This is a genomic window from Niallia sp. RD1 (assembly GCF_024219955.1).
Classification (GTDB): domain Bacteria; phylum Bacillota; class Bacilli; order Bacillales; family Cytobacillaceae; genus Niallia; species Niallia alba.
In genome coordinates, this window is record NZ_CP100420.1 from 42,983 (window position 1) to 66,214 (window position 23,232).

Sequence of the window (23,232 nt, forward strand, 5' to 3'; positions counted from 1 at the left end):
AAACGTAATTCAAAGATTTCTTTTTTCACTACAACTTACTTTTCCCTCTGCTTATCCTACCCTCTGCTAACCTATTATTCTATATTTATTATTTAAGCAAATGGTTTTTACAATTAAAGCTATTATTTCCAGAGAACTTTTGATACAATATTTTTGTTAAGTTTTACAAATTTCGATAATATTCCCCTTTGAACAATAGAATATAATATAATCTAATGTACCTATTAAAATAACATTATTTATGATTTAAAATAACTATAATTGAATTTTTATAGATTATATTAATCTATTTTTATTGTATAAAGAGAAGAGGGAGTAAATCGTGGGCATCATTAATGCAGGTGAGTTTATAGAAACCGTTTATTTTAAAGGTCTCCAAATTTCGTTAATGGCTGCTGGAGATGGGACCGAAGTAATCTATCATAAATTACAACCTGGTTCTAGTTGGGCAATGACTCCTGAAGATAATTGGGATGGTTTTGAATATTTTTATATACTCTCTGGGAAATTATCCCATCGAACTGATGAAGATATTGTTGAAATGAAAGCAGGACAAGCTTTTTTTGAGAGCCCTATTAAAAAGTACAGTATTTTTACTGCAGAAGAAATTACAGAATTTATTTATATAACAAGTCAACCAGTTTTTCATTATTATAGTCAATGTTCTAAAGATTTAATGGAACTTGCGATTTCTATAGAAGAAAAGGATGGTTACACAGTAGATCATTGTGAAAGAATTAAACACTACTCCATGCTAGTTGGAGAGGCATTAGATCTTAATAGAAAACAGATTACAAGATTAAACTTGGCTTCTTTTTTTCACGATGTTGGCAAAGTACGAGTTCCATTAGAAATTCTGCAAAAACCCGCTAAATTAACAGAAGATGAATGGGCCATTATGAAAAAACATACTACATTTGGTAGAGATTTACTTGAAGAGACAAAAATACCTGTTCTTTGTGAAGTTGGATTAATAGTTGAACAGCATCATGAGAGATATGATGGAAAAGGTTATCCAAAAGGTCTCAAAGAAAGTGAGATTTCTATTGAAGCTGCCATTATATCAGTCGTCGATTCCTTCGATGCAATGACAACAGATAGAGTATATAAAAAAGGCAAAGCTGCCGAAGAAGCATTTCAAGAAATCTTAAATAATCGGGGTACTATGTATCACCCCTTAGTGGTAGATACTTTTATAGCACTAAAAGAAAAAATCATAAATGAAAAGGGAGAGATTTTATGAAAAAATTAGTATGGAGTTTATTAGCTGTAGTATTAATTGTGTCACTTCAAGTAAAGCCTGCTGAAGCTGCTTACTTACCTGAGTATGACAAATATATCGAAGTATCTTATGATCAAGCAAGACAAATTGCAGATGCACTTGGACTTAAAAATGTACCTCTAGGTGAACAAACTGCACAAATTTCCTTTGAAGTTCAAGAAAAAGTAATTACTAAAATCGAAAAGATCCTTGGTAAAGAAATCGATCGTTACTATATTTGGTTAACCGTTAATGGAGAGAAAGTTTTAGGAATAGATCCTCCACTACCACAAGCATAAGAATAAAAAGAGGCTGGGAAATAAGTATTCCAGTCATAGATAAACCCGAACAACTATCAAATAATCCTAAATGATTGTTCGGGTTTTATTAGTTTTATAAAAGGCTGTTTCAGTACAGTTAGTGTTAATATCCGCAGCCTGAATACACTTCGCTTTCCATGGGGCGAGCGCCGAGCCGCTTCGGCCTATGGCCTGCAGGGTCTCGGACTTTCTCGCAGCTCCCATAGGAGTCTACGTGTATTCAGGCTGCTCCATATTTCCTACTAATTCATTTTTTCTAAAAAAACAATATTTTTTAGGGAATTGCCTTTAAAAACAGAGTGGAATGGAGCGGAAGACACTCGACTCCTGCGGGAAGTAGAGCAAAACCTAAGACCCCACAGGCTTTAGCCGAGGAGGCTTAGGTTGCTCCCCGCGGAAAGCGAGTTTCTGTAGCGCAATGGAACGAATTAGTTTTTACACTTGACTATATTTAAAAACATAAATAACCATTGTATAAAAGGAACCTTTATTTAAGTGATAAATTAGAGATTGTTCGTCTTTACAGATTGGCTATCTAGTTTTGTCCCAGCCTCTTTTTATTTATATAATTAACACTCCAAAGAAGCTTCTCTATTAAGCCAAATGAATTAATAATTTTATCCAACCAAAAAACGAAATCCATAAAGGTATACTAATAATAACGCCCCATTTAAGTCCATTAAAAAAGTTTGTTTGTTCTTCCATCGTTATCCACTCCTTATTAGTAAGTAGATCATCTATACCTTCATTATATCAGAAAACGCTTTCATTATTCCTGTTTTTCTTATAAGTTCTTTGTCTACCTTGTATATTTGTATACCTATATAAAAGTATTCACTTTATATAGTAATTTTAAACATACATCTCATTTACTTATTAACAATTCCTACTAATGGAGGAAAGGGAAATTAAAAATGAAAAAAGCCCGAAATTTCTTTCGGGTAATATATATTTTAAGAGGGGAAACTCTTAACCTATTTATAGAATAACGAATAATTATGAACAAATAATGAACAAAAGATTAAAAAATAAAAAACTATTTAATCTCTAGAGCAATATCTTTATAAGAAAAAGCATAAAAGTCAAATAATCCTTTATCCGTTAATTTTAAGGTTGGGATTACAGTTAATGATAAGAAGGATAATGTTAAAAATGGATTAAAAGAATCATACCCTTGTAGAATTTTGACATTATGATTCAAAATTTTTAACTGCTCATACAACGTTAAATAGTCCTGATCCGAGATTAAGCCAGCTATCGGTAAAGGCAATGTAGCAACTACTATCCCTTCTGATACAACCGCAATTCCTCCATCTATGTCCTGTAATGTATGAATGGACAATAATAGATCAGCGTCATTTGTTCCTACCGCAACGATATTATGTGAATCGTGAGAAATGGTTGTAGCAACTGCACCTTTTTTAAAACCGAATCCTTTTACAATAGCTTTTCCTACATTTCCAGTTTGGTGATGTCTTTCCACTACTACTAGTTTTAATTGATCTTTTTCAATAGATGGTTGAAAATACCCATTTTGCCTGTTTACTTTTTCAATGACTTCCTTTGTAACAATACTATTGGGAATAATTTCGATGATATGACATGTGTTAGAAGCTAAAGGAAGCTTTAAATCTTCTAAAGATACTTCTGCACAATTAATGGAAGGTAACTCAGCATCTAAATAAGGATGTTTAACAAATTTCTCATCTGTTAACTTTCCATTTTCTACAACACATTGACCATTTTTAAAAACAGAGTGAATGGTTAATTTCTCAAGATTATCTACAAGTAGAAAATCAGCTCGATAGCCTGGAGATACCGCTCCAATTGAATCTAGTTTAAAACATTCAGCAGCATTAATCGTGGCCATCTGAATCGCTGTAATCGGATCTAATCCTTCTTCTATTGCTAAGCGTATACTGTGATCAACACTGCCCTCTTCCACCAAATCATCTACAAGTTTATCATCTGTTACAAACAAACATCTACGTGAATTTCTCAACGTTACAACAGGTAACAAAGCCTTCAAATCTCTTGCCACTGTACCTTCTCTAATCATCAGATACATTCCTAAATCTAACCGATCCTTTGCTTCTTGTAATGTTGTTGCTTCATGGTCATTCCGGATGTCAGCCGCACTATAAACATTTAATTTCTCTCTTTCAATTCCTGCAGCATGCCCATCAATCAAGCGATTATGTTTTTTTGTCAGGACTAGTTTATCAATCATATCCGTCTGCGTTTCAAAAACAGAGGGAAAATCCATAACTTCTGCTAATCCTAGTACTCTTTCATGGGAATAAAAAGGCGCTAAATCCTTAGCATATAATGTTGCACCATTTGAGTCCTCTGGTACAGCAGGAACACAAGATGGCAACATTATACGAATATCTAACGGAAGCTCTTCAGATTTATCTAACATATACTGAATTCCAGCCGCCCCCGCAACATTTGCAATTTCATGTGGATCTGTGATAACAGTTGTAACACCATGCAAAAGTAGAATTTTCGCAAATTCCTGAGGGGTAAGCATACTGCTTTCTATATGGACATGTCCATCAATGAGACCAGGAACAATATACTTTCCTTGACCATCAATTATTTGTTTTCCTTTATAACGCCCAATACCAGCTATTGTATCATCAGCAATTGCTAAGTCCCCTTCCATTATTTCGCCTGTAAACACATTAACAATTTTAGCGTTGGTAATCACTATATCGGCAATTTCTTTTTTTGCAGAAATTCTAATTCTTTTTTCCAATTGCTCTCTCAAATATAAGTACCTCCTTTATATTTCTGAATATTCAAACTTCATAAAATAATATAATCATTCCTAAAAAATATAGAAGGTTACATCCTATAAAGAAAACTTCCATCAGTTTGGTTTTTCTCATTTCCCACTGATAGTTAGTTACACTTATCGCGCCTTTACGGGAGAGTTTAACACCTAGCTTCTGCGATTTTTCGCAACTTAAGCTGTAGCTTACTGCCCATTAAGAGTGGGTAAATTATTTCATATCTACACCATTAAATTATTTTGCTATCATAATTTGAACTACTACTTTCTGAAAACGTTTAGACTTAAGGCAATAAGGAATAGTATAATGAGCCATTATTTACGAAAGCTAGGATGAAGATAACTCTTACTTAAATATATTTTTATTATTTTATTATATGTTGATTTATTTTTCAATGGATAAGATAGTCCAAATAAACTTTCTATTAGTATAGATTTAACATTTTCTTTAAACACATTAATAATAAATCGTGGTATTATAGTTACGTATCGTAATTATTTTTTCTATATCGTTACACTTGTTAAGAAAGGAGAAATAAATTCATGTATAAAGATTTAATTCTAGGCATGCTACGTGCAGGTATTTTTGGATTTGGAGGAGGTCCTTCTGTCATTCCACTAATTCGTCACGAAGCGGTGACAAAATATAAATGGATGGATAATGAAGAATTTGGAGACGTATTAGCAATTGCCAATACACTCCCTGGGCCAATTGCTACTAAAATAGCCGCCTATTTAGGTTATCGCCAAAAGGGAACTGTCGGAGCAATCGTTAGTGTTCTAGCTCACATATTACCGACTTGTTTGGCAATGGTATTCTTATTTTCCTTTATATCTATTCTTAGTCACTCACCAATAATAACAAGCATGATTTCAGCAGTTGTTCCTGTAATTGCCGTCATGCTTGGCTTAATGGCATATGAATTTGGAGAAAAAGCAGTGAAAGGCCTGGGAATCTATGTGGGAATTGGACTTACCATTGTCTGTCTCATCCTCTTACAAACATTTTCCATTCATCCTGGTATTGTTGTGCTCGTTTTTCTTACCTATGGAGCATTCCATTTTAAACTAAAAGAAAAATTTATACATAAGAAAGAAAGAGGCCAGTGAATATGATATTTGTCAGTATTTTTCTCAGTTTTCTTGTTGCTAATTTATTGGGATATGGAGGCGGTCCCGCTTCTATTCCGTTAATGTATGAAGAAATAGTAAATAGATATAATTGGTTATCCAACACTGAGTTTTCGAATATGTTAGCTTTTGCTAATGCCTTACCTGGTCCAATTGCGACAAAAATCGCTGCCTATGTAGGATTTGGAGTTGGTGGTTGGGGAGGGTTTTTTATTGCTTTACTTGCAACCATCCTCCCTTCAGCTATAGCACTTATTTTTTTATTGAAAATAATGAGAAAACATCAGGATTCAGTGATTGTTAAAGGTATGACCCTTCTAGTTCAACCTGTCATAACAGCATTAATGCTAGTTTTGACCTTTGAAATGTTTCAGGATTCCTATCATTCCATAGGTATTATTCAATCAGGTGTTATTGCATTAGTTGCATTTTTATTGCTACAAAAATGGAAGGTGCATCCCGCATTTGTCATTATACTTGCCTTTCTTTACGGTGGCCTCATTGTTCCTCACTTAAGTTAAACAATTAAGGCGAAGAAAATTAGTTGGAGGATTTTTTATGGATAAAAAGTTTTATGTTCCTAATATAAAATTAGATAAAATTGATCGACATATTTTGTCCTTGCTTCACGAGAATAGCCGGATCTCCTATACAGATATCGGAAAAGAAATTGGGATTTCTCGAGTTGCTGTTCAAACAAGAGTAAATACTTTATTTGAAAATGGCATAATTGAGAAGTTCACAACTGTTATTAATCCTGCTAAAGTTGGGAAAACGGTCTCTGCTTTCTTTAATGTTGATGTAGAACCTCAATACTTAGAAAGCGTGGCTAATACACTTGCAGATGATCCTGCGGTTACAAGTCTGTACCATATGACAGGTCCAAGTAAATTACATATGCATGGAATATTTATTGATAACCAAGAAATGGAGTCCTTTCTCACAAATAAATTGTATGCAATAAAAGGTGTTGTTAGTGTAGACTGTCAAATTCTTATCAAACGATATAAGAGCAGAATCGGCATGAAGCTATAAAAAACTTCTATCAGTGGAGTTTTAAGAGAAGCTGGGACATAAGTATTTTCAACCAAATAACCCCGAACGATTATACGTACATGCTAAGAAAGGTTCGTATAATTGTTTGGGGTTTATTCATTTTAAGAAAGAATATTTGTGGTTATTACCCGCAGACTGAATGATATGCTCCCATAGGAGTCTCCGTGTATTCAGTCTGCTTTGTATTACCCATTATATTTTCTTTTTAAAAAATGGTGGAACGAAACAACCTTTAAAAACGGAGTGAAATGGAGCGGAGGACACTCAACTCCTGCAGAAAGGGAGTGTCTGTAGCGTAATGGAACGAGTTGGTTTCGCTACTAAATGAGAAATGATTCCTCTTTATCTATTATATATTTTGTTTTGTCCCAACCTCTTTGTGATCAACGCTAATACAGTTCTCTTAGCTGTGCCCAATCATTAATACGATTAAACTCAAGATGCTGATTATATGGATGATCTTTCACATAAAGCTTTGTTGATTGTTCTTGAAGTGTTTCCAGTACAGCTGGCTTATCATCAAAATAATAGTCTAACTTAAGCGCTTGGATGATAGCTATTTTTTCATGATCTTCCATTCCGCAATAAAAATGACTATCCAAAATTGGAAAACCTACTTCTCTCATCCAATCTTTCGTTTTTTCTGCAAATTGTTTTTTCCGTGCCGTAATATAATAAACCTCATGACCATGACTTACAAGCTCATTTAGTGTTTCTATTGCTGATGGAAAAGGGGGACAAGTTGTAAAGTAAATCTCTTCCCTAAGGGAATCCCATAATTGCTTTCCTTCAATAGCATTTAATCCAAATGGTTCATGAATTTCGACTGTTTTTAATGCATGGAAGCTTTCTAACGTAATATTCTTCTTTAACTTTTTATTATAAAGTTCAAAAGCATGCTGCCTTAAATTGATAAGTGTATCATCTATATCAAACCCAAACTTCATTGACTTCCTCCATAGAATTACTATTTATTACTCACAGGATAAGCTGTTATTTTAATATCTGCTCCAACCCATTCCGTCTTTTCAAAACGTAATGGTACAGCCTCCTCTACTTTATCAATATCTTCTCCTCTAAATGGCGTATAGGAATTTGTACCACCTACTATTTTAGGGGCAATATATACTAGATACTTGTTAATAAGTCCTTGCCGCATAAAGCTTGCATTTACTTCACTTCCGCCTTCAAGAAGAATATCCGTAATTCCGCGCTTATATAATTCCTTTAATGCTATTTTTAAATCTAATTGCCCATTAATAGAAGGAACTGTCAATAGGTCTACTCCCTTTTCTTCCAAAGCAATTGCTTTGGAAGAATGAGCAATTGCAGAAGTTACAATAATTGTCTTCGCTTCCTTACAATCTGTTATGTGAGCTTCTAAAGGAGTCCTTAAATTAGCATCCAAAATAATACGAATAGGATTTTTTGATGGTCCCTCTAATCGGGTTGTCAATCTAGGATTATCTGCTAATACTGTTCCAATACCAACTAAAATACCATCCACTTCGTTTCTTAAAAGATGGACTTCCTTTCTTGCCGCTTCACCCGTAATCCATTGGCTATGTCCAGTATGAGTAGCAATTTTTCCATCTAAAGTCATTGCAACCTTGGAAATGACAAACGGAGTTCCGTGAATCATATTATGGATAAAACGCTCATTTAATTGTTGGGCCTCTTTTTGTAAGATTCCAACTTCAACCTCAATTCCCGCTTCTCTTAAGATGTTAATTCCCCTACCCGCTACTTGTGGATTAGGATCTTCTGTTGCCACTACTACCCTTTTCACCCCAGATTCTTTAACCAAAAGTGCACATGGCGGCGTTTTTCCATAGTGTGAGCAAGGCTCTAATGTAACATAAAGGGTTGCATCTTTTGCATGGTCTCCTGCCATTCTAAAAGCATGGACTTCAGCATGTGGTTCTCCAGCTTTCCGATGAAGACCTGTGCCGACAATTACTCCATCCTTTACAATCACAGCTCCCACCACTGGATTCGGATTTGTCTTCCCTAGTGCTGATGCTGCAAGTTCCAACGCCATTCTCATATAATCTTGATCAAGCTTCATACCTATTCTCCTTAAATGGTCACCGTATTTTTCAAGGGAATATGACCAGATTTATTAACTTTTGTCTTTAAATAATTCTCATTATAAGAAGAAACATCCCCCCATAACGGAACATTTTCTTCAGCTGTTAGCCCCAGTTTCTTAAGAGCTTCTAGCTTTTTAGGATTGTTGGTTATTAATTTCACTGGCTTTTGACGAAGAAATTGAAGTACTTTAAGAGGTGCTTCATAGCTTCTCAAATCATCTGGGAAATCAAGTGCAAGATTCGCTTCTACTGTATCGAAACCATTTTCTTGTAAAAGGTACGCAAGGGATTTTGTAAATAATCCAATACCTCTTCCTTCATGATTGGCTAAATAAAAGAGTGCGCCATTTCCATTCGCCACAATCATTCTCATAGATTCTTTTAATTGATATCCACAATCACACCGTTTACTACCGAAAATGTCGCCCGTATGACAAATGCTATGCATACGTATTAATGCATTTTCTTCTGATGCGAAGTCCCCATACACTAAAACAGATGATTGTTGATAATCTGCTAAATCTAGAGCTGGTAAGGAACGAAGAACTTCTTCTTTCGTTTCATTTTTATTTATTGGTAACCATGTATACCATTGAAAAGTAACCACTTGATCATCTAATTGAACTGGCAGTTTCACTGGTCCAACTAAGCTTAAATTCTGTTCTTCATTAAATGCGATTATTTCCATTTTATCTTGAAGAAGATCGATAATATTTTGATCCATTCGAAAATCCCCTTTTTGTCGTATTATTCCTTCATGTATCAGCTAATATATCACTTATAAATAAATTTCATCTTATAGTTTGTAAAAAAGAATTTAGGTTATTAATCCCCTTTTCACTTACTATGCGTAAGTAAGTTTACAATCATAAGAAATTAACGTCAAGTAATCAGCTCTTTTAAACATTATAAACCAATTGGATTACTCAACTTTTGTTCTTAAATCTTTTCTGACTACTATCATATAGCAAATCCCTCATTCATACAATTCGAAAATTCTCTACTTCTCACCAAAGAGCTGCGAAGAAAAGCGCTATTAATTGATTTTTCTTTTCATTTACTATATAATTTGACTAACTAGTCACAAATTCAATATCATTATGACCGTTTAGTCAACTTTACTTCCTATATGCACAGGAGGAAATTACGTGAAAGAAAAAGAAAAAATAATTATCGATTCTGCGATAAAATTTTTTGCGCAAAAAGGCTTTTCTTCTACATCTGTACAAGAAATTGCAAGTGATTGTGGGATATCAAAAGGTGCCTTTTATTTATACTTTAAATCAAAAGATTCCCTTCTTTATAAAATCTTACAATATTATTATGATGAACTGATCGAAACACTTGAAGAAATTAGTCAAAGGCCAGTCCCATCTAGAGATAAATATATAGATCAACTGACCTTTATGTTCGATCACGCATTAAAGCATAAAGAGTTTATCATTATGCAATCAAAAGAACAGGCAATTCCTTTAAACAATTCTATTAAGGAACTCTTAGCAAAAATGCAAGCAGAACTGCAAGACTATAATCTAAAAGGTCTCCTTGCTATTTATGGGGAAGAGAAGAAGAAATACCTTTTAGATTTGCTTATTATCCAAGATGGACTTATTCATTCTTTTTTGAAAGTTTCGATTTTAGATTCCATTAATGTCTCGTCCAAAGATATTGCCAGTTACTTATTAAAAAGATTAGATTCCATTATAACGGATATGGTAAAAGAGAACGAGCATCCTCTCTTTTCCAATGTTTTTCTTAAATATATTATTAAGAAGCCTGCTATCAACTTTATGGAAGATAATCATCAACATATAGTAGATGCTATTAACTCTATTCAAAAGAAAATGGAGCATATTGCAAATAAGGAAGAAATAGAAGTAACATTGGAAGTATTAATGACAGAAATCCATGCAGAAGAACCAAGAGTCCCAATTATCAAGGGAATGCTTTATAACTTGAATGGTTATGATGACTTTCAAACAGAACAAAAAAAGATTGCTGATTATTATCAGATAGAACTTTGAGTATATTCTACTAAAAAACTTTCATTTGATTATGAAAGTTTTTTTATTGGTCAATAATGCAAAGGATAACAACTTTATGAGGTGTTTACTTTGCCTAATTCTATACTTTCTAGATTCTTAAGATTACCGTTAAGTATTCGTGTATTAACAATTTCTTTATCTATTATTATCCTATTCGGTTTCTTTATCACCTTTATTGAACCAGAAACATTTCCCACTATATTTGAAGGAATCTGGTGGGCGATTATTACGACTTCCACAGTTGGCTATGGTGATTATGCTCCCATTACCGTTTTGGGGAGAATAACAGGAATGTTATTAATATTAACAGGGGTAGGATTCCTTTCGACCTATTTAGTGACATTAGCTACTGCGGCTGTAGCTAAACAAAATGCTTATCTAGAAGGAAAAACGACTTATAAAGGGCAAAACCACTTGATTATCATTGGGTGGAATGAACGGTCAAAGCTGATTATTCATTCTATTATTAAAGACCAGGAAAATATCCCTATTACATTAGTTGATGAGTCTTTAACAACCAATCCAGTGCCAGAAACCATCCACTTCGTAAGAGGCAATTCAAACTTAGACAGCGTCCTGCTGAAAGCAAATATAATGACCGCTAGTAAGGTTATTATTACAGCTGATCAAAACAAAGAAGAGTTACAAGCTGACATGCATTCAATATTGTCGTTACTTGCGATAAAAGGTTTGAATGCTAAGATACCATGTATTGTTGAAATACTAACTGCAGAACAAATCCAGAACGCTAAAAGAGCTGGTGCAGATGAAATTATTGAGACAAATAGTTTAACGAGCTTTGTTATGCACAATAGTTTAACTTCTCAAGATACAATGATTGCATTTCTGGAGCTTTTAAATCAACTGAAGGATAAGAAGCTTCAATTTATCCCTTTAACAAATATTCATGGTGAATTAGGAGACTATTTGATATTAAACAATTATTTATTAGCAGATGGAAAGCTATTATTAGGGGTGAAAAGAGGGGGGACTAGTTACCTTAATCCTAATCCTGCATTCCAGTTTGAAGAGAATGATGAATTAATTATTATCACTTAGCCTAAGTGAAGTTATTTAATAATAGATTATTTTCTGAGGCATACTACTCGCTTTTCAAGAAACAAAAAGTATGCCTCAGAAGCTTAAGGATTATCCTTAAGCTTCTAAAAAAGTTTTGCAAGCATTAGCGCACTCCATACAAATTTCTGCACAATATTGGCAATGGCGATGGTCATGTTTCTTGCATTCGCTAGCGCAATCGGTACATACAGATAAGCAAATCTCCGCAAACTCTTTTGCATATGGAGACTTTCTAATAATAGCTTGTTCTAAATAACTACAAAACTGTATACATTCTCTATTGGCATGAATACAATCAAGCATTGGTGTTACCTTCTCACTTGCTAAACATTCATTTAGACAATGGTTACAAACAATCATACATTCCTGTAATGTTTTAATTAATAACTGTTCTTTTTCCACAAGCATCCCTACTTCCTCCTTCTAATACCTATTTCTATTTATTTAACCTTTCATGAAACCTTTAAACATTTTGAAAAGCGAAATGGCATCAATAGAATAGAAAGAGAGACTAAAAAAACTATCGGTAACCCTCATTTTCTGAGTTTACCGATAGCTTCATCACTACAATCTTATAAACGACTTTCTAATTCTGCTTTTTTCTCTTCAAATCCTGGTTTACCAAGCAATGCGAACATATTTACTTTGTATGCTTCTACTCCTGGTTGATCAAATGGATTTACACCTAGTAAATAACCGCTGATTGCGCAAGCTTTTTCGAAGAAATATGCTAGATATCCAAATGTATATTCATTCATTTCTGGGATTGTTACAATAAGATTTGGTACTCCACCATCTGTGTGTGCAAGCAGTGTTCCTTCGAATGCTTTATTGTTTACAAAGTCAACAGTTTGTCCTGCTAAGTAATTCAAACCGTCTAAGTCATTTTCTTCTGCTTCAATAACTAATTCATGACGAGGCTTGTCTACTTTTACAATTGTTTCAAAAATATCGCGACGGCCTTCTTGAACATATTGTCCTAATGAGTGCAAGTCTGTTGAGAAGTTTGCAGAAGAAGGATAAATCCCTTTTTGATCTTTCCCTTCACTTTCACCAAACAATTGTTTCCACCATTCAGAGAAATATTGCAAGCCTGGCTCATAGTTAATTAACATTTCAATTGTTTTTCCTTTATTATAAAGGACATTACGAACTGCTGCGTATTGATAAGCAATGTTATTTTTTAATTCAGATGTACTGAAATCAGTTCGTGCAGCTGCCGCACCTTCCATCATAGCCGTAATATCTGCACCACTAACAGCGATTGGCAATAAACCAACTGGTGTTAACACAGAATAACGTCCACCTACATCATCAGGAATGATGAATGATTCATATCCTTCTTCCATCGCTAAAGTTTTTAACGCCCCACGAGCTTTATCAGTAGTAGCATAAATTCTCGTTCTTGCTTCTTCTACTCCATATTTTTGTTCTAATAATTTACGGAAAATACGGAACGCAATTGCAGGCTCTGTTGTTGTTCCTGATTTAGAAATAACATTAATAGAGAAATCTTTATCGCCAAGGAAATCAATGACATCACTCATATAAGTGGAGCTAATATCTTTTCCAATGAAGATAATTTGTGGTGTTTTTCTCTTTTCTTTAGATAAAGAATTGTAGAAACTATGATTTAGCATTTCGATTGCTGCGCGTGCGCCTAAATAAGAACCACCAATACCAATTACAAGTAATACCTCTGAATCACTTTTAATCTTTTCTGATGCCTTTAAAATGCGTGCGAATTCATCTTTATCGTATGCTACAGGAAGATCTATCCATCCTAAGAAATCGCTTCCTTGTCCTGTCTTTTCATGCAAGGAATGATGAGCAACTTTTACTGCATCTTCTAAATATGTAATTTCGTGTTCTCCAAAGAAGCTTAATGCCTTTGAGTAATCAAAACGAACGTGTGTCATAAATGATCCTCCAATATAATATTTATTTATACTCCTCTTCCACTTTATCGGAAGTAGAAAAAGGAATCAAGAAAGAACTCGTTATGAAAGCGAATACAATATCTTTTTTTTTCATTTTTCACCAATTATTCAATTTCCTTCTCTGTTGCATAAAAACGTACAAACAATTCATACGAAATGTTTGTACGTTTTTATTCTTTTATAGAGATGCTTTATAAATTGCTAAAACATCCTTTTCGTTTAACACTTTAAAATTCCCAAATCCACCATTTGTCATTGCTTTTTCAACCATTAATTCTAACTTGCTATCATCAATGTCGTAATCAGCTAAACGGGAAGGAGCTCCTAACTCATTCCAAAAAGCACGAAGTTTTTCAATTCCCTCAAGCCCACTTTCTTCTGCTGTTTTCCCTTCTGGGTCTACGCCGAATACACGAACGGCTAATTGTTTAAAACGTTCTGGTTTTACAGATAAATTATGTTTCATCCAATTAGGGAATAGAATTGCAAGTCCACCACCATGAGGAATATCATATACTGCTGAAACAGCATGCTCAATATTATGCGAAGCCCAATCACCACGGTATCCCATATTGAGCATTCCATTTAGAGCCATCGTACCGCAATATAAAATAGCAGCTCGATATTCATAATTTTCTAAGTCATTAACAAGTTTTGGTCCAAACTCTATGACAGTTTTTAATACAGATTCACACATATAATCTTGAAGTTCTGTATGTTGTTCTAAGTGGAAATAATGTTCAAAAACATGAGACATCATATCCACAATTCCATATATCGTTTGATCCTTTGGAACTGTATATGTATTTTCCGGATCCAAGATAGAGAACACAGGGAATGTAAATGGACTTCCCCAGCCAACTTTTTCTTGTGTTTCCCAATTTGTTATAACAGATCCAGCGTTCATTTCTGATCCAGTTGCAGCAAGCGTTAAAACTGTTCCAAACGGTAAAGCTGCTTTTGGAGCTGCTTTTTTCGTAATGAACTCCCATGGGTTTCCATCAAATTTTGCACCGGCAGCTATAGCCTTTGTACAGTCAATAACACTGCCTCCACCAACTGCTAAAATGAAATCAATTCCTTCTGTTTTGCAAATATCTACTCCACGCTGTACAGTAGTTAAGCGAGGATTTGGCTCTACACCAGATAATTCAAATACCTCATTACCATTTTCATTTAAGATAGCCATTACTTTATCATAAAGACCATTTCTTTTAATACTTCCTCCCCCGTAAACAAGCAGGATTTTCTCTCCATAGGAAGCTAATTGATCTTTTAATTGCGCCAATTGCCCTTTACCAAAAATAAGTTTTGTTGGGTTATAAAAAACAAAGTTTTCCAAATAAAACGCCTCCCATTTCTTTTTAAAATTAGTAACAAAAACTAATTTGTATGCCTAATTATTAATCAAACTGCTCGGAAAATCAAAAGATTAAGCTTCGCACCGACTGATAGTATGTGTATTCTCAACTATGAATTATTCGTACAACTTTTCTGTATGTATAGTTTTATGGATTTAACAAAAAATAAAAGGGATTCTACTATAAGGAGGATACAATATGAGCGCAATCCAAAGAATTGCATTGGTTTTAACAATAGTAGGAGCAATAAATTGGGGACTAATTGGTTTCTTTCAATTTGATCTAGTTGCAAGCATTTTCGGTGGTCAAGGAGCTGCAATCTCCCGAATTATCTATGGTCTTGTTGGAATTGCCGGCTTAATAAACCTTGGGCTGCTATTTAAGCCAACTGCCGAGGTTGTTCGAGACCCCGAACCTAGATCGACTCGATAATTAACAAATTTAACAGATAAAAGCTGACATGCCTTCTTTATTAAATGTCAGCTTTTATCTATAAGAGCGTATTTTAAATTGGACTATTTAATATTTGTTTTATACGTTCTAGCGCCCAATCTAGCTCTTCCTTTGTAATCGTTAATGGAGGAGCAAAACGGATTACCGTTTCATGAGTCTCTTTACATAATAATCCCACTTCTTTTAGCTTTTCACAGTAGGATCTTGCTTCTACCGTAAGCTCAACTCCAATAAATAATCCTCTTCCTCTAATATCTTTTATAATAGGGTTTTTAATTTCTGTTAATTTTTGTAGAAAATAATCTCCTAATTGTCGCGAACGATCGGTTAAATTTTCTTCTATAATGACATCTAGCGCAGCAATCGATACAGCACAAGCTAATGGGTTTCCACCAAATGTTGATCCATGAGAGCCTGGATTAAATACTCCTAGAATGTCTGAATCAGCAACTACACAAGAGATAGGAAACACACCTGCTCCAAGCGCTTTTCCTAATATATACATATCTGGTACAATACCGTACCATTCACTCGCAAATAATTTGCCTGTTCTTGATAGGCCTGTTTGGATTTCATCTGCAATAAACAAAACATTTTTTGCTTTACATAATTCATATGCTTCTTCCATGAAACCTTGAGGAGGAATGATAATACCTGCCTCTCCCTGAATTGGCTCAACAATAAATGCGGCTGTATGCTCTGTAATAGCCTCTCTCAATTGATTTATATCTCCATAAGGAATAATTTTAATTCCAGGCAACAGTGGCCCAAACCCCCGCTTATATTCGTTATCAGAGGAAAGGGAAACGGCTCCCATTGTTCTTCCATGAAAATTCCCTTCACATACGATTAGTTCTGCCTTATCTTTTTCTACTCCTTTACAATCATACGCCCATCTTCTTGCAGCTTTAATAGCAGTTTCTACCGCTTCAGCTCCTGTATTCATCGGTAGAACCATTTCTTTCTTAGTTAGTGCACTGATTTTTTCATACCAAGGACCTAATTGATCATGATGAAAAGCACGGGATGTTAACGTAACACGATCTGCTTGTCTTTTTAACGCTTCAATTATTTTGGGATGACGATGACCTTGGTTTAGAGCAGAATATGCGCTTAACATATCCATATATTTATTTCCTTCAGGATCGCTAATCCACACACCTTCTGCTTCCGAAATGACTATTGGGAGTGGATTATAATTTTTTGCTCCATATTTCTCAGACTGTTCAATTAACGAGATTGATTTATTGACTTCTTGTACCATCCAATCATCCTTCCATTTCGTTGTATAAAGTGAAACTTCCATCAGTGGGGGGTTTTCCTTCCTCCCCCACTGAAGGTTAGTTGAACCAATCGGACCTTAACGGACAGCTGATTTCCCATCTATCTTCCTCGTGTTCTCCTAAACTTGAGGGGGAAGTCTTACTGTCTGTTAAGAGTGGGATAAAATGAAACTTCTATAGATTAACTTTAGCCGATTTTTCAGTGGAAGGATAGATTTTTTTATCGATATTTTCTAATAATACATTATTTTATTCGATGGCCAAGTTCCATTTAAAGATTTTATGAAAAAAGCAAATTTCCCATCAAAAAAAGCTGCCCATAAGCGCAAACTTCATCTGATTAATACAAATGAAGTTTAAAGCCATAATGGACAGCCTTTTTATAAATATTAATTATTTTTTAATTAAATCGTTACGGTCGGATTGATCAATCCACTCTTGTAATTTATCTTTTAACGTATTAAAACCTTGTACGTTTTCTGTTTCAACTACAGTAGCTGTTTGACGCTTAGGACGAGGTTTTTTTGCTTTAGCAGCTTCCGGTTGTGCAGGTGCTTCTTCTGTTGCACGGATAGAAAGACCAATTTTTCCTGCGTTTTCGTCAATTGAAAGAACTTTAACGTTCACTTCATCTCCAACTTTTAAAAATTCGTTAATATCTTTTACATAACCATGTGTTACTTCAGAGATATGAACTAAACCTTGTGTATTTTCATCCAAAGAAACAAACGCTCCGTAAGGTTGAATACCTGTAACCTTTCCTTTAATAACACTTCCAACTTCGATTTTATCTGACATGAGAACACTCCTAATTGTTTATATTAATTTTTCCTTTTATACGCATTATAAGATTATATCACAATATCGGCATATTTACAAAAGGATTTATTTATTGTATTTATGATTCCCGTTTATCAATTGCATAAACTATGTCTTTAAAGGGATAAAATTAACACAATAAAAAGAGATGTTATAAAGGAAGAACAACAACTTTACGCCAATCAATGAGTTGTTCCACTTATATAAACACCTCTTTTTTACCTATTACGCATATTTATCAACAAAGCGTTTCATCCGTTTCATTGCCTCTTGTAATTGTTGCAAAGAAGTTGCATAAGAACAACGAACATGCCCTTCTCCACTTTCTCCAAATACACTTCCAGGTACAACCGCTACTTTCTCTTCCATCAAAAGCTTTTCAGCAAACGTCTCAGCGTTCATTTTTGTTGCGGTTATATTAGGAAAGGCATAAAAGGCTCCGCCAGGTATATGACAAGTTAACCCCATGTCATTTAATGACTGAACAATAAAATTCCTTCTTCGTCTATAACTTTTCTTCATTTCTTCTACATCGTTTTGACCACTTCTTAATGCCTCAAGTCCAGCATATTGTGCCATTGTTGGGGCACACATTAAACTGTATTGATGAATCTTTAACATCGCTTGGATTAATTCTTCTGGACCGCATACAAAACCTAGTCTCCAGCCTGTCATAGCAAAACCTTTAGAAAAACCCGAAAGAAGAATCGTCCGCTTCCACGCTCCCTCTATCGCCGCTGTACTTGTATATTCCTCATCATAGCAAAGCTCTGCATAAATTTCATCGGATAGAATAAGTAAATCATGTTTTTCTGCAACTGCCACGATTGCTGCAAGCTCTTCTTTGGAAAGTGTTGTTCCAGTTGGATTATTAGGTGAACAAAGCATGATTGCTTTTGTGCGGTCCGTTATAACTTCTTCTAGCTGAAATGGTTTGATTTTAAAATCATTTTCTTTTAAGCTTTGAACCGTAATTGGAACCCCGCCAGCAAGCGTCACTAACGGTGCATAGGAAACAAAACACGGTTCTACAACAATTACTTCTTCTCCTTGATTAAGAATAGCTCGTAAAGCAATATCAATTGCCTGGCTAGCTCCAACCGTAACGATTATTTCGGATGCAGGGTTATATGAAACAAAAAATCTTTTTTGCATATAATGACTAATTTCCTCGCGAAGCTCTAGTAGTCCAGGATTTGCTGTATAAGAGGTATATCCTTGTTCCAACGATAAAATAGCCGCCTCTCTTGTAGACCAGGAAGTTACAAAGTCTGGTTCTCCTACCCCAAGAGAAATTACGCCTTCCATCCCAGAAGCTAAATCAAAAAATCTGCGGATTCCAGATGGCTTCATTTCCTCTACTTTTTGTGCGACATAACTTTTGGTTTGCTTCATTATGGGGACACCACTATTCTTTTATCATCATCGGATGGTTCAAAAATCGTTCCATCATGCTTATATTGTTTTAAAATAAAATGAGTAGTAGTGGAGATAACCGAATCCAGCGTTGAAAGCTTTTCGGAAACAAATCTAGCTACTTCATTCATCGATTTCCCTTCAATAATGACAGATAAATCATATGCACCAGACATTAAATATAATGACTTAACTTCTTTAAAACGATAAATTCTTTGCGCAACCTCATCGAAGCCAACTCCTCTTTTCGGAGTCACTTTGACATCAATCATTGCCGTTACTCCTTCATGGCCTTCTACTTTTGACCAATCTACAATCGATGTATAGCGAACAACCACATTAATTTCTTCTAGTTTCGTGATCATTTCTTTCGTCGTCTCTATATTTTCTCCAATCATTTTTGCTATATCTTCGTCAGAAATCCTCGCATCTTTTTCTAGAATTTCCGCAATTTCAATTTCCTTATCTGTTAATCTCATGTTTATCCTCCTACTCGCTTGAAATATTCTCATTATACCAAATTATCGCTAAATTTATCGTGATCATTTCATTTTTTGATTCTGTTATTTAAATGATTTTTTCCGCCATAATGAATTAAAAAGGGAACCCCCAACAGGAATGAACATTTAGACTAATCTTTTATATAAACTTACATCTGTAACGTTTTTTTCCGCCCCCACCACTTATGATGGGGACCTTTACGGGCGAGTTTCACCATCTGACTTCCTCGCTTTTCCGCAGCTTGAGCTCGGGGACTTACTGCCCGTTAAGAGTTGGATAAATGCACAAAAATTCAGTTTTCCCTTTAAAAAGAACAAGAACTACTTCGTTTTACATACATTAGTTTATTTGAGATTGCTAAGCAATTTTCTAATGGAATGACTTCTTCGAAAGAAAATTCATAAATAGCTTGGATAGCATTCGCTAGTTCTTCTTCCGAATCCAAATCATATAAAGCTTGAAGACTGTCCGCAATCTCTGTTTCATAATTCCCCTCACCTATTGAAAAAGGATCCCATTCATTTAATAAACGGATAAATTCTAAATTCATTTCTTGACTATTCATTCGTTGCCACCCTTTGTTCCTGTTTGCTAAAGAACATTCTATCATATATCCCTTTAAAGAACATAAGCGAAAAGAAGGGATTATCGGATAGAATCAGACCGTTTTAAATTGTAAATTTATATTGACAATTCAGTATTTTAGCTTTATTATTCATTTAGTGAAAATTTCATATTTACTTATCAAGAGAGATTGAGGGAACAGGCCCGATGACATCCAGCAACCTCCTTTCCTAAAGGAAGGTGCTAACTCCTGCAGAATGACTTATTCTGAAAGATAAGATCGGTATATGTATACGATACTTCTTTCAAATGAAAGAAGTTTTTTTATTTTCCAGATATTTTTAAAAAATATTTCATAAATCTGCTTAAAGAAAACGATCTTTTAAAGACGGCATTAAACAAGCAAATGGTTATGCAAAGGGGGATAGTAATTTCTAATGATACAAATAAACGATTTAGTAAAAGTATATAAAACGAAAAAAGACCAAGTCGTAGGCGTTGACCATGTTTCTTTATCCATTAAAAAAGGAGAAATATTCGGAATTGTAGGCTACAGTGGTGCAGGAAAAAGCTCTCTTCTTCGATGTCTCAATTTATTGGAAAAGCCTACAAGCGGCGAAATTATCATCGATAATATTTCCTTAACAAAATTAAATCAAAAGCAATTAAGAGCTGCCCGGTTAAAAATAGGAATGATTTTTCAACATTTTTATCTTGTAAGTAGTAAAACAGTTTATGAAAATATCGCTTTTGCTTTAAAAGCAGCAAATCTTCCAGCGAAGAAAACTCATGAACGGGTAATAGAATTACTCGAGATGGTAGGGTTAGCAGATAAAAAAGATGTCTTTCCAGCACAATTAAGCGGTGGACAAAAACAAAGGGTTGGAATTGCTAGGGCACTTGCTAACAATCCAGCAGTACTGCTTTGTGATGAAGCAACTTCAGCACTTGATCCAACAACCACAAAGTCTATTCTTGCATTATTAAAAAGAATTAATAAAGAACTTGGTTTAACTATCGTTCTCATCACCCATGAGATGGAAGTCGTAAAAGATATTTGCGATCGAATGGCTGTAATGGAAGCAGGAAAGGTCATTGAAGAAGGGTCAGTTTATGATATGTTTGCTAATCCGAAGCAGGAGCTTACTAAAAACTTTGTGAACAGCATTCTTCAGTTTGAATTACCAAACCACTTATTAGAGGAAAGAAAAGGAAAAATTATTAAGGTTACCTTTCAGGGACCAATTGCAGAAGAAGGAATTATCTCTGATGCCTTTCAGCACTACAAAGTGAAAGGAAATATTCTACATGGCAAGATTGAATATATCCAAAACAATCCACTTGGTATTTTCATCATGGAATTAACAGGTGAGGACGATGAGATTACAAAAGCGATTCAGTATATTAAAGATCGCACCAAAAACGTGGAGGTGATCCATCATGCCTCTTAGCATTGATTGGAATTATATTATAGAATTACTTCCTGATTTAAATTCTGCTTTTTTTGAAACTTTATATATGGTAGGCATCTCTATTGTTGTGGCCATTATTGTGGGTTTACCGTTAGGAATACTTTTATTTGTTACCGATAAAGGGTTATTTCTAGAAAACCCATTTATTAAAAACATTGTTGGCTTTGCTGTGAATATGGTTCGCTCGATCCCTTTTATTATCTTATTAATAGCTCTTTTACCTTTAGCAAAATGGATTACAAACACAACAATCGGTCCAACTGCGGCTTCCGTTTCTCTATCAGTCGCTGCCATTCCTTTTTTTGCGAGAATAGTGGAACAAGCTCTTCGAGAAATTGATAAAGGGGTTATTGAAGCTTCAGTCGCTATCGGAGCTTCCCCCTTGATGATTATTTGGCAAGTATTAATTCCAGAAGCGAGACCAGGAATCATTCAAGGGATTACTATTACGATAATCAATTTAATAGCCTATTCTGCCATGGCCGGAATAGTCGGCGGCGGCGGTGTTGGCGATCTTGCGATTCAATATGGCTATTATCGTTATGATAATACTGTCATGATTACAACCGTAGTTGTTCTTATCTGTTTAGTTCAAATCATTCAATTTTTCGGAGACAAAATATCAAAAACATTGGATAAACGTTAAATCGAAATAATACTTTAGGAGGAAAAACAATGAAAAAAATACTTATCGGAATTCTTTTACTACTATCATTTAGTGTACTTAGCGCTTGTGGACAAGAGAAAGACAATGCGGATGCAGGAGAGAAAAAAGAGATTAATATAGGGGCAACTTCTGGCCCTTATGCAGACATGGTAAAAAAAGCAATTAAACCTATTCTTGAAGATAAAGGCTATAAAGTAGAAGTTACAGAGTTTACTGACTATGTGCAACCAAATAATGCATTAGCTGAAGGAAGTATTGATGCGAACCTATTCCAACACAAAATTTATATGGAATCTTTTGCTGCACAAAATAATTTAGAGTTATCCGAACTAATTTCTGTTCCAACTGCTCCAATGGGCATTTATTCAAATAAATTTGACAGTTTAGAAGCCATTACAGATGGTGCGACAATTGCTATCCCTAATGATCCAACTAATGCAGCTCGTGCCTTCTTAATTTTAGAAGAAGCAGGTTTAATTGAAATTGATTCAGCTGCCGATCCACTTACTGTCTCTGATAAAGATGTAACGAAAAATATTAAAAACTTAAAATTCGAACCAATTGAAGCAGCACAATTACCACGTGCTGTAGACAGTGTAGATTTATCTGCTGTTCCAGGGAACTTCGCACTAGCAGCTAAAATGAATTTATTAGATTCCCTTCAATTAGAAAATATGCTGGACCAATATCGTAACCGTGTTGTTGTTAATACAAAAGATTTAGATACTCCATTTGCTAAAGACATTAAAGCAGCTGTTGAATCAGCAGAGTTTGAAAAAGTAATTGATGAAGAATTTGAAGGCTTTGGGAAACCAGAGTGGATGAAGTAAACAAATATTTGCTCTAACGTAGTAAAGCAAGCTAGACTGAGAAACTCTATCTCAGCCTAGCTTGCTTTTTTCTTATTTTAAATTATTTTTATTTTCTGATTATTAAAATAAAGTCACATTTTTACCTTATTTCTTTCACAAAT

23 protein-coding genes and 1 riboswitch are annotated in these 23,232 nt (G+C 34.6%); of the genes, 11 read left to right on the plus strand and 12 right to left on the minus strand.

The window, feature by feature from the left end:
- Nucleotides 1-322: 322 nt before the first annotated feature.
- Both NKG37_RS00320 and NKG37_RS00325 read left to right on the plus strand, forming a co-directional pair.
- Nucleotides 323-1,243: an HD-GYP domain-containing protein gene (locus NKG37_RS00320; RefSeq protein WP_101729192.1), complete on the plus strand. Its 921-nt coding sequence runs from the start codon at nt 323-325 to the stop codon at nt 1,241-1,243.
- Nucleotides 1,240-1,560, plus strand: a complete 321-nt coding sequence (locus NKG37_RS00325) for a hypothetical protein (RefSeq protein ID WP_016202357.1) — start codon at nt 1,240-1,242, stop codon at nt 1,558-1,560. The genes NKG37_RS00320 and NKG37_RS00325 overlap by 4 nt, the downstream gene beginning before the upstream one ends.
- A 1,057-nt stretch (nt 1,561-2,617) precedes the next feature.
- Here NKG37_RS00325 and ade read toward each other — a convergent pair.
- The gene (ade, locus tag NKG37_RS00330) at nt 2,618-4,354 is read right to left on the minus strand and encodes an adenine deaminase (protein WP_254415612.1); all 1,737 of its coding nucleotides are present in this window, start codon (nt 4,352-4,354) and stop codon (nt 2,618-2,620) included.
- Nucleotides 4,355-4,921: 567 nt separating this feature from the next.
- Between ade and NKG37_RS00335 the strand changes: the two genes are divergently transcribed.
- From NKG37_RS00335 to NKG37_RS00345, 3 genes are read left to right on the plus strand one after another with little or no spacing between them, the layout of a single operon-like run.
- Entirely contained in the window at nt 4,922-5,488 is a 567-nt protein-coding gene (locus NKG37_RS00335; protein ID WP_169189006.1) for a chromate efflux transporter ChrB, read from the plus strand.
- Nucleotides 5,489-5,490: 2 nt separating this feature from the next.
- The gene (locus NKG37_RS00340) at nt 5,491-6,030 is read left to right on the plus strand and encodes a chromate efflux transporter ChrA (RefSeq protein ID WP_016202360.1); all 540 of its coding nucleotides are present in this window, start codon (nt 5,491-5,493) and stop codon (nt 6,028-6,030) included.
- 37 nt (nt 6,031-6,067) lie between these two features.
- Nucleotides 6,068-6,544 (plus strand): chromate efflux transcriptional regulator ChrS, encoded by a 477-nt coding sequence (locus NKG37_RS00345; protein ID WP_016202361.1) that lies wholly within the window; start codon nt 6,068-6,070, stop codon nt 6,542-6,544.
- A gap of 410 nt (nt 6,545-6,954) precedes the next feature.
- On the opposite strand, the gene NKG37_RS00350 is transcribed toward NKG37_RS00345, so the two are convergent.
- The 3 genes from NKG37_RS00350 to NKG37_RS00360 are packed head-to-tail and all read right to left on the minus strand — an operon-like array spanning nt 6,955 to nt 9,382.
- Complete coding sequence (locus tag NKG37_RS00350; RefSeq protein ID WP_101729195.1) at nt 6,955-7,512, minus strand: 5' nucleotidase, NT5C type; 558 nt, start codon at nt 7,510-7,512, stop codon at nt 6,955-6,957.
- A gap of 20 nt (nt 7,513-7,532) precedes the next feature.
- Complete coding sequence (gene ribD / locus NKG37_RS00355) at nt 7,533-8,633, minus strand: bifunctional diaminohydroxyphosphoribosylaminopyrimidine deaminase/5-amino-6-(5-phosphoribosylamino)uracil reductase RibD (protein ID WP_016202363.1); 1,101 nt, start codon at nt 8,631-8,633, stop codon at nt 7,533-7,535.
- A gap of 11 nt (nt 8,634-8,644) precedes the next feature.
- Nucleotides 8,645-9,382, minus strand: coding sequence for a GTP cyclohydrolase II (locus NKG37_RS00360; protein WP_254415613.1), 738 nt, complete (start codon nt 9,380-9,382; stop codon nt 8,645-8,647).
- Nucleotides 9,383-9,806: 424 nt separating this feature from the next.
- Here NKG37_RS00360 and NKG37_RS00365 point away from each other — a divergent pair, with 424 nt between their 5' ends.
- Both NKG37_RS00365 and NKG37_RS00370 read left to right on the plus strand, forming a co-directional pair.
- Entirely contained in the window at nt 9,807-10,682 is an 876-nt protein-coding gene (locus NKG37_RS00365; protein ID WP_169189007.1) for a TetR/AcrR family transcriptional regulator, read from the plus strand.
- Between the two features lie 90 nt (nt 10,683-10,772).
- A complete protein-coding gene (locus NKG37_RS00370) occupies nt 10,773-11,762 on the plus strand; it encodes a potassium channel family protein (RefSeq protein WP_254415614.1) in 990 nt (329 codons plus the stop codon).
- 96 nt (nt 11,763-11,858) lie between these two features.
- Here NKG37_RS00370 and NKG37_RS00375 read toward each other — a convergent pair whose 3' ends face one another.
- The 3 genes from NKG37_RS00375 to NKG37_RS00385 form a co-directional block, all read right to left on the minus strand.
- Nucleotides 11,859-12,191 (minus strand): four-helix bundle copper-binding protein, encoded by a 333-nt coding sequence (locus NKG37_RS00375; protein WP_016202368.1) that lies wholly within the window; start codon nt 12,189-12,191, stop codon nt 11,859-11,861.
- 164 nt (nt 12,192-12,355) lie between these two features.
- Nucleotides 12,356-13,702, minus strand: coding sequence for a glucose-6-phosphate isomerase (locus NKG37_RS00380; RefSeq protein ID WP_101729198.1), 1,347 nt, complete (start codon nt 13,700-13,702; stop codon nt 12,356-12,358).
- Nucleotides 13,703-13,901: 199 nt separating this feature from the next.
- Entirely contained in the window at nt 13,902-15,065 is a 1,164-nt protein-coding gene (locus tag NKG37_RS00385) for an iron-containing alcohol dehydrogenase (protein WP_224427633.1), read from the minus strand.
- A 217-nt stretch (nt 15,066-15,282) separates the two neighbouring features.
- Here NKG37_RS00385 and NKG37_RS00390 point away from each other — a divergent pair, with 217 nt between their 5' ends.
- Nucleotides 15,283-15,516, plus strand: a complete 234-nt coding sequence (locus tag NKG37_RS00390) for a DUF378 domain-containing protein (RefSeq protein ID WP_016202371.1) — start codon at nt 15,283-15,285, stop codon at nt 15,514-15,516.
- A 73-nt stretch (nt 15,517-15,589) separates the two neighbouring features.
- On the opposite strand, the gene NKG37_RS00395 is transcribed toward NKG37_RS00390, so the two are convergent.
- The 5 genes from NKG37_RS00395 to NKG37_RS00415 form a co-directional block, all read right to left on the minus strand.
- Nucleotides 15,590-16,801 carry an ornithine--oxo-acid transaminase gene (locus NKG37_RS00395; RefSeq protein WP_101729564.1) on the minus strand — a complete coding sequence of 404 codons (1,212 nt, stop codon included), beginning with the start codon at nt 16,799-16,801 and terminating at the stop codon, nt 15,590-15,592.
- A 412-nt stretch (nt 16,802-17,213) separates the two neighbouring features.
- Entirely contained in the window at nt 17,214-17,618 is a 405-nt protein-coding gene (yugI, locus tag NKG37_RS00400) for a S1 domain-containing post-transcriptional regulator GSP13 (protein ID WP_016202373.1), read from the minus strand.
- 246 nt (nt 17,619-17,864) lie between these two features.
- Nucleotides 17,865-19,034 carry an aminotransferase gene (locus NKG37_RS00405; RefSeq protein ID WP_016202374.1) on the minus strand — a complete coding sequence of 390 codons (1,170 nt, stop codon included), beginning with the start codon at nt 19,032-19,034 and terminating at the stop codon, nt 17,865-17,867.
- Nucleotides 19,034-19,534 carry an Lrp/AsnC family transcriptional regulator gene (locus tag NKG37_RS00410; protein WP_254415615.1) on the minus strand — a complete coding sequence of 167 codons (501 nt, stop codon included), beginning with the start codon at nt 19,532-19,534 and terminating at the stop codon, nt 19,034-19,036. The genes NKG37_RS00405 and NKG37_RS00410 overlap by 1 nt, the downstream gene beginning before the upstream one ends.
- Nucleotides 19,535-19,860: 326 nt before the next feature.
- Nucleotides 19,861-20,121: a DUF1871 family protein gene (locus NKG37_RS00415; RefSeq protein ID WP_016202376.1), complete on the minus strand. Its 261-nt coding sequence runs from the start codon at nt 20,119-20,121 to the stop codon at nt 19,861-19,863.
- A 173-nt stretch (nt 20,122-20,294) separates the two neighbouring features.
- Nucleotides 20,295-20,401: riboswitch (SAM riboswitch) on the plus strand.
- Nucleotides 20,402-20,557: 156 nt separating this feature from the next.
- Here NKG37_RS00415 and NKG37_RS00420 point away from each other — a divergent pair.
- The 3 genes from NKG37_RS00420 to NKG37_RS00430 are packed head-to-tail and all read left to right on the plus strand — an operon-like array spanning nt 20,558 to nt 23,089.
- On the plus strand, nt 20,558-21,571 hold the full coding sequence (locus NKG37_RS00420) for a methionine ABC transporter ATP-binding protein (RefSeq protein ID WP_101729202.1): 1,014 nt from the start codon (nt 20,558-20,560) through the stop codon (nt 21,569-21,571).
- 1 nt (nt 21,572) lies between these two features.
- On the plus strand, nt 21,573-22,238 hold the full coding sequence (locus NKG37_RS00425; RefSeq protein WP_101729565.1) for a methionine ABC transporter permease: 666 nt from the start codon (nt 21,573-21,575) through the stop codon (nt 22,236-22,238).
- A gap of 29 nt (nt 22,239-22,267) precedes the next feature.
- Nucleotides 22,268-23,089 carry a MetQ/NlpA family ABC transporter substrate-binding protein gene (locus NKG37_RS00430; RefSeq protein WP_254415616.1) on the plus strand — a complete coding sequence of 274 codons (822 nt, stop codon included), beginning with the start codon at nt 22,268-22,270 and terminating at the stop codon, nt 23,087-23,089.
- The last annotated feature ends 143 nt before the right edge of the window (nt 23,090-23,232 follow it).

What these genes read in the sequence shown, in the direction of transcription:
- yugI (WP_016202373.1), bottom strand. Translation starts at nt 17,618, where the DNA reads ATGTCAGATAAAATCGAAGTTGGAAGTGTTATTAAAGGAAAGGTTACA.
- NKG37_RS00415 (WP_016202376.1), bottom strand. Translation starts at nt 20,121, where the DNA reads ATGAATAGTCAAGAAATGAATTTAGAATTTATCCGTTTATTAAATGAA.
- NKG37_RS00375 (WP_016202368.1), bottom strand. Translation starts at nt 12,191, where the DNA reads ATGCTTGTGGAAAAAGAACAGTTATTAATTAAAACATTACAGGAATGT.
- NKG37_RS00430 (WP_254415616.1), top strand. Translation starts at nt 22,268, where the DNA reads ATGAAAAAAATACTTATCGGAATTCTTTTACTACTATCATTTAGTGTA.
- NKG37_RS00410 (WP_254415615.1), bottom strand. Translation starts at nt 19,534, where the DNA reads ATGAGATTAACAGATAAGGAAATTGAAATTGCGGAAATTCTAGAAAAA.
- NKG37_RS00360 (WP_254415613.1), bottom strand. Translation starts at nt 9,382, where the DNA reads ATGGATCAAAATATTATCGATCTTCTTCAAGATAAAATGGAAATAATC.
- NKG37_RS00390 (WP_016202371.1), top strand. Translation starts at nt 15,283, where the DNA reads ATGAGCGCAATCCAAAGAATTGCATTGGTTTTAACAATAGTAGGAGCA.
- NKG37_RS00395 (WP_101729564.1), bottom strand. Translation starts at nt 16,801, where the DNA reads ATGGTACAAGAAGTCAATAAATCAATCTCGTTAATTGAACAGTCTGAG.
- NKG37_RS00350 (WP_101729195.1), bottom strand. Translation starts at nt 7,512, where the DNA reads ATGAAGTTTGGGTTTGATATAGATGATACACTTATCAATTTAAGGCAG.
- NKG37_RS00420 (WP_101729202.1), top strand. Translation starts at nt 20,558, where the DNA reads ATGATACAAATAAACGATTTAGTAAAAGTATATAAAACGAAAAAAGAC.
- NKG37_RS00325 (WP_016202357.1), top strand. Translation starts at nt 1,240, where the DNA reads ATGAAAAAATTAGTATGGAGTTTATTAGCTGTAGTATTAATTGTGTCA.
- ribD (WP_016202363.1), bottom strand. Translation starts at nt 8,633, where the DNA reads ATGAAGCTTGATCAAGATTATATGAGAATGGCGTTGGAACTTGCAGCA.
- NKG37_RS00340 (WP_016202360.1), top strand. Translation starts at nt 5,491, where the DNA reads ATGATATTTGTCAGTATTTTTCTCAGTTTTCTTGTTGCTAATTTATTG.
- NKG37_RS00345 (WP_016202361.1), top strand. Translation starts at nt 6,068, where the DNA reads ATGGATAAAAAGTTTTATGTTCCTAATATAAAATTAGATAAAATTGAT.
- NKG37_RS00405 (WP_016202374.1), bottom strand. Translation starts at nt 19,034, where the DNA reads ATGAAGCAAACCAAAAGTTATGTCGCACAAAAAGTAGAGGAAATGAAG.
- NKG37_RS00380 (WP_101729198.1), bottom strand. Translation starts at nt 13,702, where the DNA reads ATGACACACGTTCGTTTTGATTACTCAAAGGCATTAAGCTTCTTTGGA.
- NKG37_RS00335 (WP_169189006.1), top strand. Translation starts at nt 4,922, where the DNA reads ATGTATAAAGATTTAATTCTAGGCATGCTACGTGCAGGTATTTTTGGA.